General features: G+C 70.2%; 17 protein-coding genes, 1 tRNA gene and 1 other RNA gene. 8 read left to right on the forward strand and 11 right to left on the reverse strand.

Features of this window, described 5'->3' with window-relative positions:
- Positions 1-36 precede the first annotated feature (36 nt).
- From FB047_RS02270 to aceE, 5 genes are all read right to left on the reverse strand, one after another.
- Complete coding sequence (locus tag FB047_RS02270) at positions 37-285, reverse strand: acyl carrier protein (RefSeq protein ID WP_022880558.1); 249 nt, start codon at positions 283-285, stop codon at positions 37-39.
- Positions 286-352: 67 nt separating this feature from the next.
- The gene (locus FB047_RS02275) at positions 353-1,357 is read right to left on the reverse strand and encodes a beta-ketoacyl-ACP synthase III (protein ID WP_136585594.1); all 1,005 of its coding nucleotides are present in this window, start codon (positions 1,355-1,357) and stop codon (positions 353-355) included.
- Positions 1,354-2,274, reverse strand: coding sequence for an ACP S-malonyltransferase (locus FB047_RS02280; protein WP_136585595.1), 921 nt, complete (start codon positions 2,272-2,274; stop codon positions 1,354-1,356). Before FB047_RS02280 ends, FB047_RS02275 begins: the two co-directional genes overlap by 4 nt.
- A 167-nt stretch (positions 2,275-2,441) precedes the next feature.
- Positions 2,442-3,623, reverse strand: a complete 1,182-nt coding sequence (locus tag FB047_RS02285) for a PucR family transcriptional regulator (RefSeq protein WP_136585856.1) — start codon at positions 3,621-3,623, stop codon at positions 2,442-2,444.
- Positions 3,624-3,739: 116 nt separating this feature from the next.
- Positions 3,740-6,466 (reverse strand): pyruvate dehydrogenase (acetyl-transferring), homodimeric type, encoded by a 2,727-nt coding sequence (gene aceE / locus FB047_RS02290; RefSeq protein ID WP_136585596.1) that lies wholly within the window; start codon positions 6,464-6,466, stop codon positions 3,740-3,742.
- Positions 6,467-6,764: 298 nt separating this feature from the next.
- On the opposite strand from aceE, the gene FB047_RS02295 reads away from it, so the two are divergent.
- Genes FB047_RS02295 through FB047_RS02305 form a run of 3 tightly spaced genes read left to right on the forward strand, consistent with a single transcriptional unit; the run spans position 6,765 to position 10,557 of the window.
- Entirely contained in the window at positions 6,765-8,801 is a 2,037-nt protein-coding gene (locus FB047_RS02295; protein ID WP_167494121.1) for a hypothetical protein, read from the forward strand.
- Positions 8,802-8,821: 20 nt separating this feature from the next.
- A complete protein-coding gene (locus FB047_RS02300) occupies positions 8,822-9,865 on the forward strand; it encodes an acyltransferase family protein (protein WP_167494122.1) in 1,044 nt (347 codons plus the stop codon).
- On the forward strand, positions 9,862-10,557 hold the full coding sequence (locus FB047_RS02305) for a DUF1345 domain-containing protein (RefSeq protein ID WP_136585599.1): 696 nt from the start codon (positions 9,862-9,864) through the stop codon (positions 10,555-10,557). The genes FB047_RS02300 and FB047_RS02305 overlap by 4 nt, the downstream gene beginning before the upstream one ends.
- On the opposite strand, the gene catA is transcribed toward FB047_RS02305, so the two are convergent.
- Together catA and FB047_RS02315 are read right to left on the reverse strand one after the other, a co-directional pair.
- On the reverse strand, positions 10,554-11,228 hold the full coding sequence (gene catA, locus FB047_RS02310) for a type A chloramphenicol O-acetyltransferase (RefSeq protein WP_136585600.1): 675 nt from the start codon (positions 11,226-11,228) through the stop codon (positions 10,554-10,556). The genes FB047_RS02305 and catA overlap by 4 nt on opposite strands.
- A gap of 37 nt (positions 11,229-11,265) precedes the next feature.
- A tRNA-Val gene (locus tag FB047_RS02315) sits at positions 11,266-11,341 on the reverse strand.
- A gap of 140 nt (positions 11,342-11,481) precedes the next feature.
- Here FB047_RS02315 and FB047_RS02320 point away from each other — a divergent pair.
- The 3 genes from FB047_RS02320 (at position 11,482) to rnpB (ending at position 14,336) form a co-directional block, all read left to right on the forward strand.
- Positions 11,482-12,210, forward strand: a complete 729-nt coding sequence (locus FB047_RS02320) for a zinc ribbon domain-containing protein (RefSeq protein WP_167494123.1) — start codon at positions 11,482-11,484, stop codon at positions 12,208-12,210.
- Positions 12,211-12,225: 15 nt separating this feature from the next.
- Positions 12,226-13,926 carry a bifunctional 3'-5' exonuclease/DNA polymerase gene (locus FB047_RS02325; RefSeq protein WP_136585602.1) on the forward strand — a complete coding sequence of 567 codons (1,701 nt, stop codon included), beginning with the start codon at positions 12,226-12,228 and terminating at the stop codon, positions 13,924-13,926.
- Between the two features lie 28 nt (positions 13,927-13,954).
- Positions 13,955-14,336: RNase P RNA component class A (rnpB, locus tag FB047_RS02330), an RNA gene on the forward strand.
- An 84-nt stretch (positions 14,337-14,420) separates the two neighbouring features.
- On the opposite strand, the gene FB047_RS02335 is transcribed toward rnpB, so the two are convergent.
- Positions 14,421-14,654, reverse strand: a complete 234-nt coding sequence (locus FB047_RS02335) for a hypothetical protein (RefSeq protein WP_136585603.1) — start codon at positions 14,652-14,654, stop codon at positions 14,421-14,423.
- Positions 14,655-14,828: 174 nt separating this feature from the next.
- Here FB047_RS02335 and FB047_RS02340 point away from each other — a divergent pair, with 174 nt between their 5' ends.
- On the forward strand, positions 14,829-15,116 hold the full coding sequence (locus FB047_RS02340; RefSeq protein ID WP_136585604.1) for a hypothetical protein: 288 nt from the start codon (positions 14,829-14,831) through the stop codon (positions 15,114-15,116).
- Between the two features lie 4 nt (positions 15,117-15,120).
- On the opposite strand, the gene FB047_RS02345 is transcribed toward FB047_RS02340, so the two are convergent.
- The 3 genes from FB047_RS02345 to ppgK are packed head-to-tail and all read right to left on the reverse strand — an operon-like array spanning position 15,121 to position 16,672.
- Positions 15,121-15,489 (reverse strand): hypothetical protein, encoded by a 369-nt coding sequence (locus tag FB047_RS02345; RefSeq protein ID WP_136585605.1) that lies wholly within the window; start codon positions 15,487-15,489, stop codon positions 15,121-15,123.
- Complete coding sequence (locus FB047_RS02350; RefSeq protein WP_136585606.1) at positions 15,471-15,890, reverse strand: hypothetical protein; 420 nt, start codon at positions 15,888-15,890, stop codon at positions 15,471-15,473. Before FB047_RS02350 ends, FB047_RS02345 begins: the two co-directional genes overlap by 19 nt.
- Positions 15,887-16,672: a polyphosphate--glucose phosphotransferase gene (gene ppgK / locus FB047_RS02355; protein ID WP_136585607.1), complete on the reverse strand. Its 786-nt coding sequence runs from the start codon at positions 16,670-16,672 to the stop codon at positions 15,887-15,889. Before ppgK ends, FB047_RS02350 begins: the two co-directional genes overlap by 4 nt.
- 96 nt (positions 16,673-16,768) lie before the next feature.
- On the opposite strand from ppgK, the gene FB047_RS02360 reads away from it, so the two are divergent.
- On the forward strand, positions 16,769-16,951 hold the full coding sequence (locus tag FB047_RS02360; RefSeq protein WP_136585608.1) for an SPOR domain-containing protein: 183 nt from the start codon (positions 16,769-16,771) through the stop codon (positions 16,949-16,951).
- The last annotated feature ends 13 nt before the right edge of the window (positions 16,952-16,964 follow it).

Raw genomic sequence — 16,964 nt, forward strand, 5'->3', positions numbered from 1 at the left:
GTGACCGGTGGGGGCCGGAGCCCCCACCGGGAGGTGTCAGGACTGGTTCGACGTGATGAACGTCACGGCGTCGCCGACGGTCTTGAGGTTCTTGACCTCGTCGTCGGGGATGGTGACGCCGAACTTCTCCTCGGCGTTGACGACGATCGTCATCATCGAGATGGAGTCGATGTCGAGGTCATCGGTGAACGACTTCTCGAGGGCGACCTCGTCGGCCGAGATCCCGGTCTCGTCGGTGATGAGCTCGGCAAGGCCGGCGAGAACCTCGTCATTGGTGAATGCCATGATGTCTCCTGTTTCTTGGGGGCGGGCCTGACAGGCCCCGATCAGTCTAGGGTTCGGCGTCGCCGCGTCAGGGAAGCACGACCACCTGCGCGCCGAACACGAGTCCGGCGCCGAAGCCGATCTGCAGCGCGAGTCCGCCGCTCAGCTCCGGGTGCTCCTCGAGCAGGCGGTGGGTGGCGAGGGGGATGGATGCCGCGGACGTGTTGCCCGTGGTCTCGATGTCGCGGCCGATGACCACGGTCTCGGGCAGGCCGAGCTGCTTGGCGAACTCGTCGATGATGCGCATGTTCGCCTGGTGGGGCACGAAGGCCGCGAGGTCGGCGGGCTCGATGCCGGCGGCCTCGATCGCCTGACGCGCGACCTTGACCATCTCCCACACGGCCCAGCGGAAGACCGTCGGGCCCTCCTGACGGAGGGTGGGCCACGGCGCCGTGCCGTCGCGGAACTCGTTGAGGGTGGCGTTCATGCCCACGGCGTCGGCCTTGGACCCGTCGGAGCCCCAGACGGTCGGTCCGATGCCGGGGGTGTCGCTCGGACCGACGACCACGGCGCCCGCGCCGTCGCCGAGGAGGAACGAGATGCTGCGGTCGGTGGGGTCGACGATGTCGCTGAGCTTCTCGGCGCCCACCACGACGACGTGCGTCGCCAGGCCCGCCCGCACGAGGGCGTCGGCCTGTCCCACGCCGTAGGCGAAGCCGGCGCACGCGGCGTTGACGTCGTACGCCGCGGCGGGGTTGGCGCCGATGCGGTCGGCGACGATCGCGGACGCCGAGGGCGTCTGCTTCGGGTTGCTGATGGTGGCGACGATCACGGCGTCGATGTCGGCGGGGGAGACCCCGGACTTCTCGACGGCCTCGCGCGCGGCTTCGGAGGCCAGGTCGATGGCATCCGTCTCTTTGTTCGCGCGCACGCGCGTGACGATGCCGGTGCGCTGGCGGATCCACTCGTCGCTCGAGTCGATCGGGCCGACGAGGTCGTCGTTGGGGACGAAGTTCTCACCGCGGGCGGCGCCGTAGGCGTAGATGCGGGTGTGCGCCGCGCCCTGGGTCTGGCGGAGGGTGGGGGTGCTCATGCCTGGTCTTCTTTCAGGAGTGAGACGGCCGCGTCGAGGTCGTCGGGGGTCTTGACCGCCACGGTCGGGGTGCCGCGCAGGGCGCGCTTGGCGAGCCCGGTGAGGGCCCCGGCGGGCGAGAGTTCGATGATGCCGGTGACGCCGTGCTCGGCGAACGAGGCCATGCAGCGGTCCCAGCGCACGGGCGATGCCACCTGAGCGACGACGAGGTCGAGGGCGCGGCGGCCGTCGGCGACGACGGAGCCGTCGGAGTTGGTCCAGAGCGTCAGGCGCGGGTCGGTCGCCTCCACGTCGGCCGCGGCGGCGCGCAAGCTCTCGACGGCGGGCTCCATGAAGCGCGTGTGGAACGCGCCCGCGACCTGCAGCGGGATGACGCGCGTCCCGCGCGGGGCCTCGGCCGCGAGCTCGGCGAGAGCGGGCAGCTCTCCGGCGGCGACGATCTGCCCACCGCCGTTGTAGTTGGCCGGGGTGAGCTCGAGGGCGTCGAGGCGCTCGAGCACGGCCTGCTCGTCGCCACCGACGACGGCGCTCATCCCCGTCTGCACGGCGGCGGCGGCCTCGGCCATCGCGCGGCCGCGCAGTCCCACCAGGCGCAGCGCGTCGTCGTCGCCGAGGACTCCGGATGCCGCCAGCGCGGCGATCTCGCCCACGGAGTGTCCCGCGACCCCGCCCACGGGTGCGCCGGCACGCTCGTTCAGGGCGGCCCACGACAGCAGCGACGCCGCCACGATGAGCGGCTGGGCGACCGCGGTGTCGCGGATGCGGTCGGCATCCCACTCGGTCCCGGCGGCGACGAGGTCGACGCCCGCCTGATCGGAGAAGGCCGCGAGACGCTCGCGCGCCCCGTCGAGCTCGAGCCACGGAGAGAGGAATCCGGGGGTCTGCGACCCCTGTCCGGGGAAGACGGCGATGATCACCGTCCCATCCTGCCAAGGATCGGGCGCGCGCTTATGGAGATATCGGCACAGATATGCGGCGTGTCTTTGTGCGCGCCGTGCATCGGGCCCCCGTCACCCGCCTCACGCGGCACGAGTCGTGCGCCGCTTCCCGTGTGTCTCGGACACTCGATCCGGGCAAAAGGGTGTCAGCGCGCGGGCACCGGACGCCGGCCGGCGAGGCCGCGACGACGCGTGGCATCCGTCCCGATCGAACCGAGGATCAGCGCCGTCTGCAGGATCAGCGCCTCGCGCGGGCCGGTGGCATCCCACCCGATCACCTCGGACACGCGCTTGAGGCGGTAGCGCACCGTGTTCGGGTGCACGTACAGCTCGCGCGCCGTCGCCTCGAGGGAACGCCCGTTGTCAAGGTAGCTCCACAGCGTCGCAACGAGATCCGCGCTGTGCGCCTGCAGGGGGCGGTACACGCGGTCGACGAGGGTCTGCTTCGCGACCGCGTCTCCGGCCAACGCGCGCTCGGGCAGCAGGTCGTCGGCCTCGACCGGACGCGGAGCGTGTCGCCAGGCTCGCGCGACGGCGAAGCCGGCCAGCGCCGCCCGCGCACTCTGTCCCGCGTCGACGAGGGCTGGAACGGCGGGGCCGAGCACGAGGTGACCCGAGCCGAAACCGGGCTCGAGACGCTTGGCGATCTCGGGGAAGGGCAGCTCGGCGGTGTCGTCGCCGCCGCTGCGGGCGGGGAGGTCGGCACGACCCACGACGAGCACGAGACGCGAACCCTGCACGCCGATCAGCACGTCGACGCCGAGCTTGCGGGCCGTGCGTCGCACCTGGTCGACGTCGAGCTGCGGGGGAGTGGTGCCCACGAGCACCGCGACCTCGCCGTGCCCGTGCCAGCCGAGGGCGGCGATGCGGCTGGGGAGTTCGTCGTCGGCCTCGCCCGTGAGGATCGAGTCGACGACGAGCGCTTCGAGGCGGGCGTCCCAGAGCCCGCGGGCCTCGGCCGCGCGGGCGTAGACGTCGGCGGCGGCGAAAGCGACCTCGCGCGAGTACGACAGCATCGCCTCCCGCACCTTCTCGCTGCGCCCGGCGACCCGCTCCTCCATCACCTCGACGGTGACGCGGACGAGCTGCAGCGTCTGCGTGAGGCTGACGCTGCGCAGCAGTTCGCGCGGGGCCGCGGCGAAGATGTCGGCCGCGATCGCCGGAGTGGATGCCGGCTCCTCGAACCACTGCAGGAACGAGGTGATGCCGGCCTGGGCGACCAGCCCCACCGCCGAGCGCCGCGCGGGAGGCATCTCGGCGTACCAGGGGAGCGTCTCTTCGAGGCGCTGGATCGTCGCGGTCGCCAGGTCACCGGAGATGCGCCGCAGCCAGGTGAGCGTCTCGGCTTTCTCGGCCGCGGCGTCGGTGCCCGAAGACCGGTCGGACCCGGTCCCGCCCGTGGTGCGGGGGGAACCGGGTCCGACGGTGGAATCCGTCACGTGGATCAGGCCTCGCCGCCCGCGTTGCCGCTGGTGCCGGCGTTGACGTCGTGCAGGCGGTACTTCTCGATCGCCTGTCCGACCACGGCGCGGTCGACCTTGCCCTCTTCGGCCAGAGCCTGCAGGGCGCGGACCGCGAGCGAGGGACCGTCGATCTTGAAGAAGCGACGAGCCGCGGCGCGGGTGTCGGAGAAGCCGAAGCCGTCGGCACCCAGGGTCCAGTAGTTCTGCGGGACCCACTGGCGGATCTGGTCCTGCACCGCGTGCATCCAGTCGCTGACGGCCACGACGGGACCCTCGGCTTCCTTGAGCTTGTCGGTGACGTACGCCACGCGGGGCTCCTCGTCGGGGTGCAGGAAGTTGTGCTCGTCGGCGGCGAGACCGTCGCGACGCAGCTCCGACCACGAGGTGACCGACCACACGTCCGCCTTCACGCCCCAGTCGTCCTTCAGCAGACGCTGCGCCTCGAGCGCCCACGGCACGCCGACGCCCGACGCGAGCAGCTGCGTGCGGGGGCCGTCGCCCTCACCGGTCGAGATGTGGTGGATGCCGCGGACGATGCCGTCCACGTCGACGCCCTCGGGCTCGGCGGGCTGCACGTAGGGCTCGTTGTAGACGGTCATGTAGTACATGACGTTCGGGTCGGGGTGCTCCCCGCCGTACATCCGCTCGATGCCGGAGCGCACGATGTGGGCGATCTCGTATCCGTAGGCCGGGTCGTACGACACGGTCGCGGGGTTGGTCGAGGCGAGCAGCTGCGAGTGACCGTCGGCGTGCTGCAGACCCTCACCGGTCAGCGTGGTGCGACCGGCGGTGGCGCCGATGATGAAGCCGCGCGCCATCTGGTCGCCGGCCGCCCACTGGGCGTCGCCCGTGCGCTGGAAGCCGAACATCGAGTAGAAGACGTAGACCGGGATGAGCGGCTCGCCGTGGGTCGAGTAGGCCGTGCCTGCCGCGGTGAACGCCGCGAGGGCGCCCGCCTCGTTGATGCCGACGTGGATGATCTGCCCCTCGGGGCTCTCCTTGTACGCCAGCAGGAGCTCGCGGTCGACCGAGGTGTAGTGCTGGCCCTTGGGGTTGTAGATCTTCGCCGTCGGGAAGTACGCGTCCATGCCGAACGTGCGCGCCTCGTCGGGGATGATCGGCACGATGCGGTGGCCGAAGCCCTTGACCCGCAGCAGGTCCTTCAGCAGACGGACGAACGCCATGGTGGTGGCGACGTCCTGCGTGCCGGAGCCCTTCTTGGGCAGCGCGTACGCGGCATCCCCGGGCAGTTCCAGACCCACGTGCGTGGTGCGACGCTCGGGCAGGAACCCGCCGAGCGAACGGCGACGCTCGAGCATGTATTTGATCGTCTCGTCCTGCTCACCGGGGTTGTAGTACGGCGGCTGGTACGGGTTCTCTTCGAGCTGCGCGTCGGTGACGGGGATGTCCATCGCGTCGCGGAACGCCTTGAGGTCGTCGAGCGTCAGCTTCTTCATCTGGTGCGTGGCGTTGCGGCCCTCGAAGTGGGGACCAAGGCCGTAGCCCTTGATGGTCTTGGCGAGGATGACGGTGGGCTGGCCCTTGTGCTCCTTGGCCGCCTTGAACGCCGCGAACACCTTGCGGTAGTCGTGGCCACCGCGCTTGAGGCCCCAGACCTGCTCGTCGGTGTAGTCCTTGACGAGCTCGAGGGCCCGGGGGTCGCGTCCGAAGAAGTTCTCGCGCACGTACGCGCCGTTCTCGGCCTTGTACGTCTGGTAGTCGCCGTCGGGCGTGGTGTTCATCAGGTTCAGCAGCGCGCCCTCGGTGTCACGGGCGAGCAGGTCGTCCCACTCGCGACCCCAGACGACCTTGATGACGTTCCAGCCGGCGCCGCGGAAGAAGCTCTCGAGCTCCTGGATGATCTTGCCGTTGCCGCGGACGGGGCCGTCGAGGCGCTGCAGGTTGCAGTTGATGATGAAGGTCAGGTTGTCCAGGCCCTCGTTCGCGGCCACCTGGAGCTGGCCGCGGCTCTCGACCTCGTCCATCTCGCCGTCACCGAGGTACGCCCACACGTGTGAGTCGGAGACGTCCTTGATGCCGCGGTTCGAGAGGTACTTGTTCGACATCGCCTGGTAGATGGCGTTGATCGGACCGAGACCCATCGACACCGTCGGGAACTGCCAGAACTCCGGCATGAGACGGGGGTGGGGGTAGGACGGAAGGCCGTTCGGGGCCGCGGACTTCTCCTGGCGGAACCCGTCGAGCTGCGCCTCGGTGAGGCGACCCTCGAGGTAGGCGCGGGCGTAGGCGCCGGGCGACGCGTGGCCCTGGATGAAGATCTGGTCTCCGCCGGAGGGGTCGTCGAGACCGCGGAAGAAGTGGTTGAAGCCCACCTCGTACAGGGCGGCCGACGAGGCGTAGGTCGAGATGTGACCGCCGACGCCGATGCCGGGGCGCTGCGCGCGGTGCACGGTGACCGCCGCGTTCCAGCGGATCCACTTGCGGTAACGACGCTCGAGCTCCTCGTCACCGGGGAACTCGGGCTCGTTCTTCTGAGCGATCGTGTTGATGTAGTCGGTGGTCGGAACCATCGGCACGTTGAGGTGCAGTTCCTTCGAGCCCTTGAGCAGGCTCAGCATGATCTCGCGAGCGCGAGCCGGACCCTTGGCCTGGACGAGCTGGCGGAGGGATTCCTGCCACTCCCCGGTCTCTTCCGGGTCGCTGTCCTGCGGCCCCTGCGAATACGGATCCTGGTCGTGAACAGTCACGGAAGACCTTTCGTCGTCTGGCAGGTCATGCCAGAGAATCGCCATACGAGTGCGGCAACCCTTGTTCGCTCCGCACAATCAACCAGCGTCCAGCCTAGCGAGTCGCGGCGCCGACGGATGCGCGCGGGGCCCCCGGTCGTGAATGGATCGTGCGGGGCAGGCTCCCGGCGGACCGCCGGGCGGGTGAGATCGAAGGCTAAGCCTGTGTTCGATTCACAACGATCACCGGACCGAGCGGGCTTTTCCCGAGTGGGTGCGTGACGTTTCACCCCGCGCCGCACACTCACGACTCGTGCGCATGTATGCATTGGCGTTCTACCTTCGCGCCGTGCCCATCGCCGACTCATCCATCCCCCGCCGCCGCTTCCTCGGGAGCGCGGGAGCGGGGGTCGCCATCGCGGCGGTCTCCTCCGTGGTCCCCGCACCCGCGGCTCACGCCTCGCCGCCCTCGGAGGACGTGCCCGATCGCACGACCATGATCGCGGTGACGGGCCTAATGCTCGGCATCCCCTTCGTCACAGGAACGTCGCAGCTGGACGTCGCCGAGTACGCCCGACGGGCGGCGATCAACACGACCGCACTGAACGACGCCTGGACGCGCGCCCTGGCTGCTCTTCGCGTCGTTCCCGCGCCGACGACGTCTCCGGCCTCGGGAAACAGCGTGAACTGGATCGAGAACGCGTCGGTGGTGATCCGAGTGCCCGCGGGCTTCTACGCGATCGACTCCTGGGACATGTCCGTTCGCGCTGCCGATCTTCACCTCCCCGGGTCGGAACGCGACGCCGGGGTGCAGTACGGGGAGTGGTCGGTACGCATCACCGTCGAGGCCGACGGGGTTGTTCTCGTCGCGAAGGACCACCCCTCCGTTGCATCCACCGGTACAGCCGTGGTGTACCTCGGTAGCCCCGACTCACCGGGTCAGGGGTACGACCTCCTCAAACGCGTCACCATTCGCGGGCTCAGCATCCAGAGCGACGGACATCCCATCCAAGGCTTCTACGTGGCGAATCGCTCGGGGCTCACGGTGGAGCACGCGCAAGAGATCCGCCTCGAAAGGCTCTCGATCTTCGGTTTCGCCGACGAAGGGCTCCGCCTCGTCGGAGTCATGGACTCAACCATCGAGGCCACCTTCATCGGCTGGTGCGCGCGAGCCTCCCGGACCGGATCCACCGCCTACGCACTGTCGCTCCTCAGCCACCGCGATGCCTCGGGGGGACTGCTCGACAACTGCAACGCGATCCGCATCATCGACACCCACGTGGAGTTCTGCGATCACGAGCTCCTCCTCGACCGCGGGACGCGCCATGTCGAGGTCATCGGCAGCAAGTTCGAGCACGGGTGGGGCACGACGTCCGTCACCTCGCCCATCTCCATCGGATACCCGCCGAACGCTGCGTCGTCGGCCGATCGCGTCCGCGAGATCAGCTTCACCTCGTGCATGTTCGTGCAGAACACCTACGATTCGCCGGCGGAAGGTCACCCTTCTCACGTCGTCGTGGGCGAGCTGACGTACGGCGGGGGAGAAGCGGAGTTCGCGAAGACGGCAGTCACCTTCGCCGCGTGCCATTTCTCCGTCCCGGACGGAGTCGGCGAGCGATGGTTCACGGGCGGGGACACGACCTTCATCGGCTGCGACTTCGGCGGTTGCGGCACAACGGCGAGGGACCCCGCGTGCTTCGACCTGGCGAACGACGTCACCTTCGACGACTGTCGTTTCTCGGTCATACGACGGATCCATGACGGACTCACGGGCAACACGGCGAACGGAGCCGCAGGGTCCGCGATCGCCGACTCGCGCGCCGACCTCTTCCGCTTCCGAGGGGGCGCCTCGCGCGTCCTGAATCCCGTGATCTACTTCCCTCCGCCTGCCGATGGTCGAGCCGCTGCCCCCGGCATCCTGGCTACGGTCGGCCGGAACGCCGGCGACGCCAACCGCATCGTCGGCTGGCACCCCGCCAACTACGGCCTCCCTGGCTGGTCGGGGAACATCGCGATCGTCGGATACGAGGATGCCGATCGACGACAGCTCGGCACCTCGCTCGTGATCGAAGCGCTCACGGGCTCTTCGAGCCCCGTTCTTTCCCCCGATCAGGACGGTCGCGTCTCGATCTGCGGTTGGGAACAGGTCCGCCTGGAAGGCGGCAGGAGCTATCGATCGTTCACGGACGGGTTCGCGGGTCAAATCATTCGCGTCGTCGCCAATGACTCGCCGATCACCTTCGAACCGGGGGAATTGGTCCTGAGGTCCGGTGCGACAACGGTGGCGGGCACCTCGGAGATGTCGTCGTTCGTGTTCTACGCTTACGGGTCGGCGGCCGCGTGGTTCCAAATCTGACGCGTTCCTCGCTCGGTGCGGTGTTCGATCCGAGAGCGAACAGTCTCAACGCGCTGCGCCTCGCCCTCGCTCTCCTCGTCCTCGTGGCTCACGCCGCGGAGCTCGGCGGATACGGTCGCGAACTCCAACCGCTCGGCGCCTGGGCTGTCACCGGCTTCTTCTGCATCTCGGGCTACCTCATCACGGGGAGTCGGGAGCACTCCGCATCCCTTCGGGACTTCCTCTGGCGCCGATTCCTCCGCATCTATCCGGGATTCCTGACGACTCTCGTCGTCGTGGCGTTCGTCATCGCCCCCGCCGCGGGCCGGTGGGCGGGCGCGGGAGAGTGGTCACCACAGGGCGCGACATCGTATGTGCTCCGCAATCTCGCCGTGTGGATCTTTCAGCCCGACATAGACGGAATGCTCGGTTCGACGCCGTTTCCGGGAGTCTGGAACGGATCGCTGTGGACGCTCGGTTACGAGGCCCTCTGCTACCTCATCGTCGGCGCGCTCTCCCTGTTCCCCGGGCGACCGCGCCGGGTGTGCATCGTGGTTCTCTTCCTCGTTTCGACTGTCATCGTGGGGCTTCACTCGGCGGGAATCGCCGTCGTCCCTGGCACCGTCTCGACGTTCAGCGGCCTCTTGTCGTCTTTCCTGGCAGGCGGACTGCTGTATCTCTGCCGCGACCACGTCGTGTTCCACGGCGCGGCGGACGTCGTCGCGGCCACGCTCGTGGTGGCGCTTGCGGCGCTCGGCGTCGCCCCGGGACTCGCGAGCCTGCCCGTGGCCTCCCTTCTGATGTCCGCGAGTGTTCGCCTGCCGCTCGCGCGGATCGGCACCCGGAACGACATCTCATACGGCGTGTACATCTATGCGTTCCCCGCCCAGCAAGTGCTCGCGTGTCTGTTCCCCGACACCGTGCTCCCGCTGTGGGCATTCATCGGGCTGAGCATCGCTGTCACGCTGCCGCTGGCGTGGGCGAGTTGGCTCTTCGTCGAACGTCCCGCGCTGCGCGCGAAAAGCCTTTTCGCGCGCACGGCGAGAAGCCGACACATCGACCGGGGGTCTACCCTGAGCGCGTGAATCAGCGACAACAGGGGGCGTTCCGCACGCGGCCCGAGCACCGGTGGCCGGTGCTCATCGCCCTCGCCGTGGGGGCGGGACTGTACGCATTCCTGCCGACCGAGGCCTCCGGCATCCTGAGGTACGTCGTCGTGGGCGCCGGTGTGCTGTGCGCCATTCCGATGGTGGTGACCAATCCGTCGCGCCTGACGCGCGAGTCGCGACTCGGGCGCGGCTTCGCCCTCGCCTTCACCGCCGTGCTGCTGCTCGCGAACCAGGTGGCGCTCGTGCTTCTCGTGCATCAGCTGCTGCAGGGGCAGGGCGACGGAGCCGGAACGCTCCTGGGCGCGGCGCAGGTGTGGGCGATCAACGTCATCGGCTACGCCGTCGTGTACTGGGAGATGGACCGGGGCGGCCCGATCGCCCGCCGCCGAGACGCCCGCGACGACCTCCCGCCGGCCGACTTCCAGTTCCCCCAGGACTCGGACCGCGACGCGGTCAGCGAGGTGCGACGCCGCTCGTCCGACGTCGAGGACTGGGCGCCCGGCTACGTCGACTACCTCTACTTCTCGGCATCCAACGCGATGGCGTTCAGCCCCACCGACGTCATGCCCCTGTCGAGCAGGGCCAAGCTGTTCATGATGGTGCAGGCGGTCTCGGGGTTCATCCTGCTCGCGCTGGTGATCGCGCGCAGCGTGAACATCCTGAACTAACGCGCGGCGGGCTCCGGGCTGGCCAGCCACGACCCGTCGGCCAGAAGATCGCGCAGCTCGTTCACGAAGCGGGCGGCGTGGAAGCCGTCGGCCGCGGCATGGTGCAGCTGCAGGGCGACGGGCAGGAGCACGCGACCGTCGCGCTCGACGTACCGGCCGAGGGTGACGATGGGCGCGAGGTGCGCCCACCCCTTCTCGATGTTCAGCGCGAAGCCGGTGAAGCTCGTCCAGGGCACGCTCGAGACGTCGAAGGTGTTGCGGGGCGGCTCACCCTGCGGGAAGAAGTCCGCGGATGCCGAATGCTCGGCGATCGTGCGCACGGCGGCGTCGTGGAACGCGGCGAAGTCCGGATCGAACGCCACCCAGAGGCAGGAGAACGTCTCGGTCTCGGGGTGGAAGACGGTGAAAGCCGGATGCACGCGATCCCACACGGCCGGCGCGCCCGCCTCGTCGAGGCACAGGCGGAACTCGTCGCGCCTGTTCACGATCGCGGCCAGCGCCCAGATCTGCGCGACGTACGTTCGACGCCCCGAGGCGCGCACGGCCGCGACGAAGTCCGTGACATCCACCTCGACGGTCAGCGCGTACGTGCACGGCGACGCGTGCAGGTAGTGCGCGAAGTGCTGCCGTCGCGGCCACGTCTCGAGGTCGATGGGGGTGGCGTGCTCCATCGCTCCATGATGCGGGACCGCGGGCTGCGCCGCGGGGTGGTGGGCCCTGCCGGGATCGAACCGACGACATCCACGGTGTAAACGTGGCGCTCTACCAGCTGAGCTAAAGGCCCGGGATGCCCCGAGTCTATCCGCGAGCCCCCGCCGCGTGCGCACCCGCCGCTCCGATCGCCGGGCGCCGGGCGCGCGGGGCGCGCCGGCCGCGCTGTCCGCGCGTGCGCCGATGTCGGGGGGCCGGGGTAGCGTGGGAGCCGTGAATGCCGATCCCGCCGACCAGCGCAAACTGCTCGATCTCGCCGACCTCGACGCCCGCATCCGTCGGGACGAGCGCGTCGCGGCGAACCCTCCGCAGGCGGAACGCGTGCGCGAGCTCATCGCCCAGCGGGCCACGCTGTCGCAAGAGCTCGGCACCCGGGCCAACGCGCGCGACGACATCACCGCCGAGCTGAAGCGTCTCGAGTCCGACGTCGCCGTGGTCGACGCCCGCATCGCCCGCGACACCGAGCGTCTCGCCGCGTCGTCGAATCCGAAGCAGGCGCAGGGCTTCGAGAGCGAACTCGTGTCGCTGAAGCGGCGCAAGAGCGACCTCGAAGACATGGAGATCGCCCTCATGGAGCGTCTCGAGGCAGCGGATGCCGCCGTCGCCGAGCAGGAGACGCTGATCGCCGACACCAACGCGCAGGGTGCCCAGCTCAGCGCCGAGGCCAAGACCACCGTGTCCGACGCGACCACGCGCCTCGAGGGCGCCCGTCGCGATCGCGACGCCGTGGCGGCATCCGTTCCCTCCGACCTGCTGGGGCTCTACGAGCGTCTCGCCTCGCGGGGCAACGGTGCCGGCCTGCTGCGGGCCGGGGCGTGCGAAGCCTGCCGCATGGTGCTCCCGCCGAGCGATCTCGCGACGGTGCGCCGCGCGCAGACCGACGAGGTCGTGTTCTGCCCCGAGTGCGGGGCGATCCTCGTCCGCACCGAAGAATCCCGGTGACCCCACCCGGCGCCCATGTCGTCTGACGCGGTCGTCGTCGGGCGCACCGGTTCCGGCTCCCTCGCCCTCCTGACCCTCGGGGGCGAAGCCCTCCCACCCGAGGAGGTTTCCTCCGACCGCCTCGCCGACGCCGTCGCCGACCGCGAGGCGCGAGGAGAGGTCCGCTGGATCTGGGCCGACACGGCATCCGTCTACCCGGCGCTGCTGGCGGCGGGCGTCCGGGTCGCCCGCGCCTGGGACGTGCGCCTGGTGCACGGCATCCTGCGCGACGCCCACGACGTGGTCGACGATCACGGACTCCGCGCCCACCGGGAGTGGGATGCCGGCACCTCGGCCCCCGCGACGACCGACACGCTCTTCGACCTCGGCGACAGCCCGACCGCCCTGCCCGACACGCTCGACGCGGTCGCCGCCGAGTATCACCGCCAGCTCAGCGCCCTCGCCTCGGCCGCGGCTCCGGGAGCACTCCGTCTGCTGTGCGCGGCGGAGTCCGCGGGCGCCCTCATCGCCGCCGAACTGCACGCGGCGGGCGTGCCGTGGAGCCGTCGCGCGCACGAGGAGATGCTCGAGCGCGAGCTCGGCGGACGACGCGGGGGAGGCCTGCCGGAGCGCATCGAGCGCACGGCCGCGGTCGTGCGCGCCGCCCTCGACGACCCCACGGCGTCGCTCGACTCGCAACCGCGGCTGCTGCGATCGCTGCACCGTGCGGGCCTGCTCGTGAACTCGACCAGTCGGTGGGAACTGGCCGAGCACGATCACCCCGCCGTCGCCCCGCTCATCGCGTACAAGAAGCTCATGCGCCTGTACACGGCCAACGGCTGGGCGTGGCTGCAGGAGTGGGTGTACGACGACCGCTTCCGCCCCGTGTACGTCCCCGCCGGAGTGGTCACGGGCCGCTGGGCGTCATCGGGTGGCGGCGCCCTGCAGATCCCGCGCGCGCTGCGCACGGCCGTCCGCGCCGACCCGGGCTGGACGCTCGTCACCGCTGACGTGGCGCAGCTCGAACCCCGCGTCCTGGCGGCGATGGCGCGCGACACGGCCTTGGCCGAAGCGGCATCCGGTCGCGATCTCTACGCCGGCATCGTCGAACGCGGAGCCGTCGCCAGCCGCGCCGAGGCCAAGCTCGCGATGCTCGGCGCCATGTACGGCGCCACCACGGGGGAGAGCGGCCGGCTCCTTCCGCGGCTGCGCCGCACCTTCCCGCGGGCGATGCGGCTCGTCGACGACGCAGCGCGCGTCGGCGAAGACGGGGGAGTGGTGCGCACGTGGCTCGGTCGCACCTCACCCGCCGCGGGAGAGGCGTGGCAGCACCTTCAGTCGCGCGCGAGCGACGCCGCGGCATCCGGAGTCGACGAGAACCGCGCCCGCCGCTCGGCGCGCGATCGGGGCCGGTTCACCCGCAACTTCGTCGTTCAGGGCACGGCCGCCGAGTGGGCCCTCGCGTGGCTCGCCGATCTGCGCGCGCGTCTCGCCGCTTTTCCGGCCGTGGATGCCGCCCACGCGGCGCCCGCGTCGGGTCCGGTGTTCTCGCGGGTGCCGCACCTGGCGTTCTTCCTGCACGACGAGATCGTCGTGCACACGCCCCTCGCGCACGCCGACGCCGTCGCGGACGCCGTGCGCGCGTCCGCGGCATCCGCGGGTCGACTGCTGTTCGGGACGTTCCCGATCGACTTCCCCCTCGACCTGCGCATCGGCGAGACGGCCGAGAAGGGCTGAGCGACCCGCGTAGACTCGACGGAGCGAATGGGTCGGCTGGACGGTCGCGTCACGGGTTCGCCCGTGCCGAGGAACGTCCGGGCTCCACAGGGCAGGACGGTGGGTAACGCCCACCCGGAGTGATCCGCGAGACAGTGCCACAGAGAGCAGACCGCCGCGGTCCGTCAGGGCCGGGGTAAGGGTGAAAGGGTGGTGTAAGAGACCACCGGGGTCGTGGTGACACGACCCGCGAGGTAAACCTCGTCCGGAGCAAGGCCAGACAGGGGATGCAGACGCGGCTCGCCGAGTCCCCGGGTAGGCCGCTGGAGCGGCACGGCAACGTGTCGCCGAGAGAGATGACCGTCCACGGAGACGTCCCGCTCGTCGGAACGCCTCCCGGACAGAACCCGGCGTACAGGCCGGCCCATTCGCACCTCGACAGCACAGCACGACACCGCACGATGGCCCCGCCCGCTCCGAGGAGCGCGACGGGGCCATCATGCCGTGCGGTGGTTTCAGGCGCCCGAGCTGTACCCGGGGCCCGTGGGCGGAGGCGCCATGCCCCCTCCGGCGAGTCCGCGACGAGCGCGCTCCTCATCGGCGCGCAGGATGCCGTTCTTCACGGCCGTGCGCATGATCAGGTACCCGATCCAGATCGCGAGCGCCAGGATCGCGATGTAGACGAGGAATCCGACGATCAGGACGCCGATTCCGAGCCCCGCGGCGGCGCCGCTGTAGTCATTGCTCACGATGTTCCCCCTCTGTGTCGTGTGCATCGATGCGTTCGACGCTAAGGGGCCGGGCTCCCGCGCGGCATCCGTTTGACGGCGGCCGCGGTGATTCGGTAGGGGTGCGCGACGCACCGGAGCGAGTGTCGGACATATGTTCTACACTCGATCTCGGCCGGGGAAGGGAGCCGGTGCATGGGGTCGACGAGAGTCAGCGACGAGATGGTCGCGCGCGTGCTGGCATCCATCGCTCCCTGCACGCTCCAGCCCGAGACGTGGGGCTCCCGGCCCATCGAGTGGTACGTGCAGAAGCGCGCCGTATGGGCTTGGGTGACGTGGCCCAATCGCGCCGCGACGCGCGAGCCGGCCTGGGCGACCGGCGGTAACGACCGCGTGGTCATGCTGGAGGTGCCCTGCGAGGGCGGTCACTGGGCGCCGGTGGTGTGGCGCAACGCGGTGAGCGTGCGCGACGCGGCGGCGTGAGGGGTCAGGGGCACAGGGACGCGAGGGCGGCCCGCGCGACGATCCCGATCTCCGCGCCGTCCGTGAGCTGTCGCTTCCCGACCGCGATGACCGCCGACGATCCGGGCTGCATCTGCGCGTGAGCAGAGCAGTACCTCCACCCCGCGGAGAGCACCGCGTCGTCCCGGGAGACCGCGACGACACCCCCGCGCGGGGCACCGGCGCGCACCTCAGCCAGGAAGCCACCCGGATCGGGCGGCACCGTGGCGAGGGAGAACCGGGGAACGGCCGCCGCCTCCGCGTACTCGAGCGAGATCGACACGATCGCCCCGACGACGAGGAGGGCCGCCAGCGCCCGGCGCGCGGTCACCCGCATCAGTCGTCGCTCGGGCACAGCACGCTCCGCGCCGCGTCGGCGATCACCCGGTCGTCGCCGGGCGAGAGCGAGACACCCGCGACGACCTCGGGAAGGGACGGCCTGTCGTCGACCTCGATGGCGAGGAAGCAGAAGTCCTGCCCGACTTCCTCGAGCGCCTCATCCGGCAACGCCTGCACGGGACTGTCCTCCGGGAGCCCCGCGCGGACGGCAGCCACGAATTCGGCCGGCGCCGTATCGACCGCGACGTGCGGTCGCGCCGTCTCGACCTCGTCGGAGTCGGCGTCGCTCCACCACCCCCGCTCGCTCACGATGTATCCCGTCGCGGGCGGCGCGGCCGCCGCGGCCGGCGAACAGGCGGTCAGCGTGGCGACGGCACCCGCGAAGAGCAGCAGGATGCCGCCCGCCCCGCGCCTCACTTGACGGCGGGCAGCGCCTCGGGAACCGGCACCGCGAGCGAGGCCGCACCGATGATGCCGGCGTTGTTGCGGTGCTTCGCGGGGAGGATCGGCGCGCGCAGGTTCAGCAGGGGCAGGAAGTGCTCGGAGTGCTTCGACACCCCGCCGCCGACGACGATGAGGTCGGGGCTGAAGAGGAACTCGACGTAGTCGTAGTACCACTGCAGCCGCTTCGCCCACTTCTCCCACGACAGCTCTTCGCGCTCGAGCGCGGAGTAGGCGGCGAAGTGCTCGGCATCCTTTTTATGTCCGGCGCGCTGCAGATGCCCCAGCTCGCTGTTCGGGACGAGGACGCCGTCGTAGATCATGGCCGAACCGATGCCGGTGCCCAGGGTGGTGAGGATCACGAGACCCTCGATCCCCTTCGCGGCGCCGTAGCGCACCTCGGCGATACCGGCCACGTCGGCGTCGTTGGCGAAGTGGATGTCGCGCGACAGGCCCTGCTCGAAGAACTTCTCGGCCTCGAAGCCGATCCACGACTTCGACACATTCGCCGCCGACAGCGTGCGCCCGCCCTTGACGATCGCGGGGAACGCGACGCCGAGCGGCAGATCGGCAGGGGCCTCGAGCGTCTCGAGCACCTGCTTCACCGCGGCGAGCACGTCGGCGGGTTCCGCGCCCTCCGGAGTGGCGACCTTCACCCGGTCGCTGATGAGCTCCCCGGCATCCAGATCGACGATTCCGGCCTTGATGCCGGTTCCGCCGATGTCCACTCCGACCGCACGAGACGCATTCGTTGCCATACCCCTCAGCCTATCCAGGCGCGGGGTCGGCATCAGTAGGATCAGGAGAGCACCGGCGGTTCCGCGCCGATTCGCGAACGCACGGGAGGAGCCATCGTGAGCGACGAGAATGAGAAGTACTGGTACAACCTCGAGACCGGACAGGTCGAGAAGGGGTACGAGTCGCCCGCGATCGACCGCGCCGGCCCGTTCGACACCGCCGAAGAGGCCGCCGCGGCTCCGCAGCTGCTCAAGCAGCGCGCCAAGCAGTGGGCCGACGAAGAGGCCCAGGACGACTGAGAGTCGGGCCCGA

Origin of the sequence: Microbacterium hydrothermale (assembly GCF_004854025.1) — a bacterium.
GTDB classification, from domain to species: Bacteria; Actinomycetota; Actinomycetes; order Actinomycetales; family Microbacteriaceae; genus Microbacterium; species Microbacterium hydrothermale.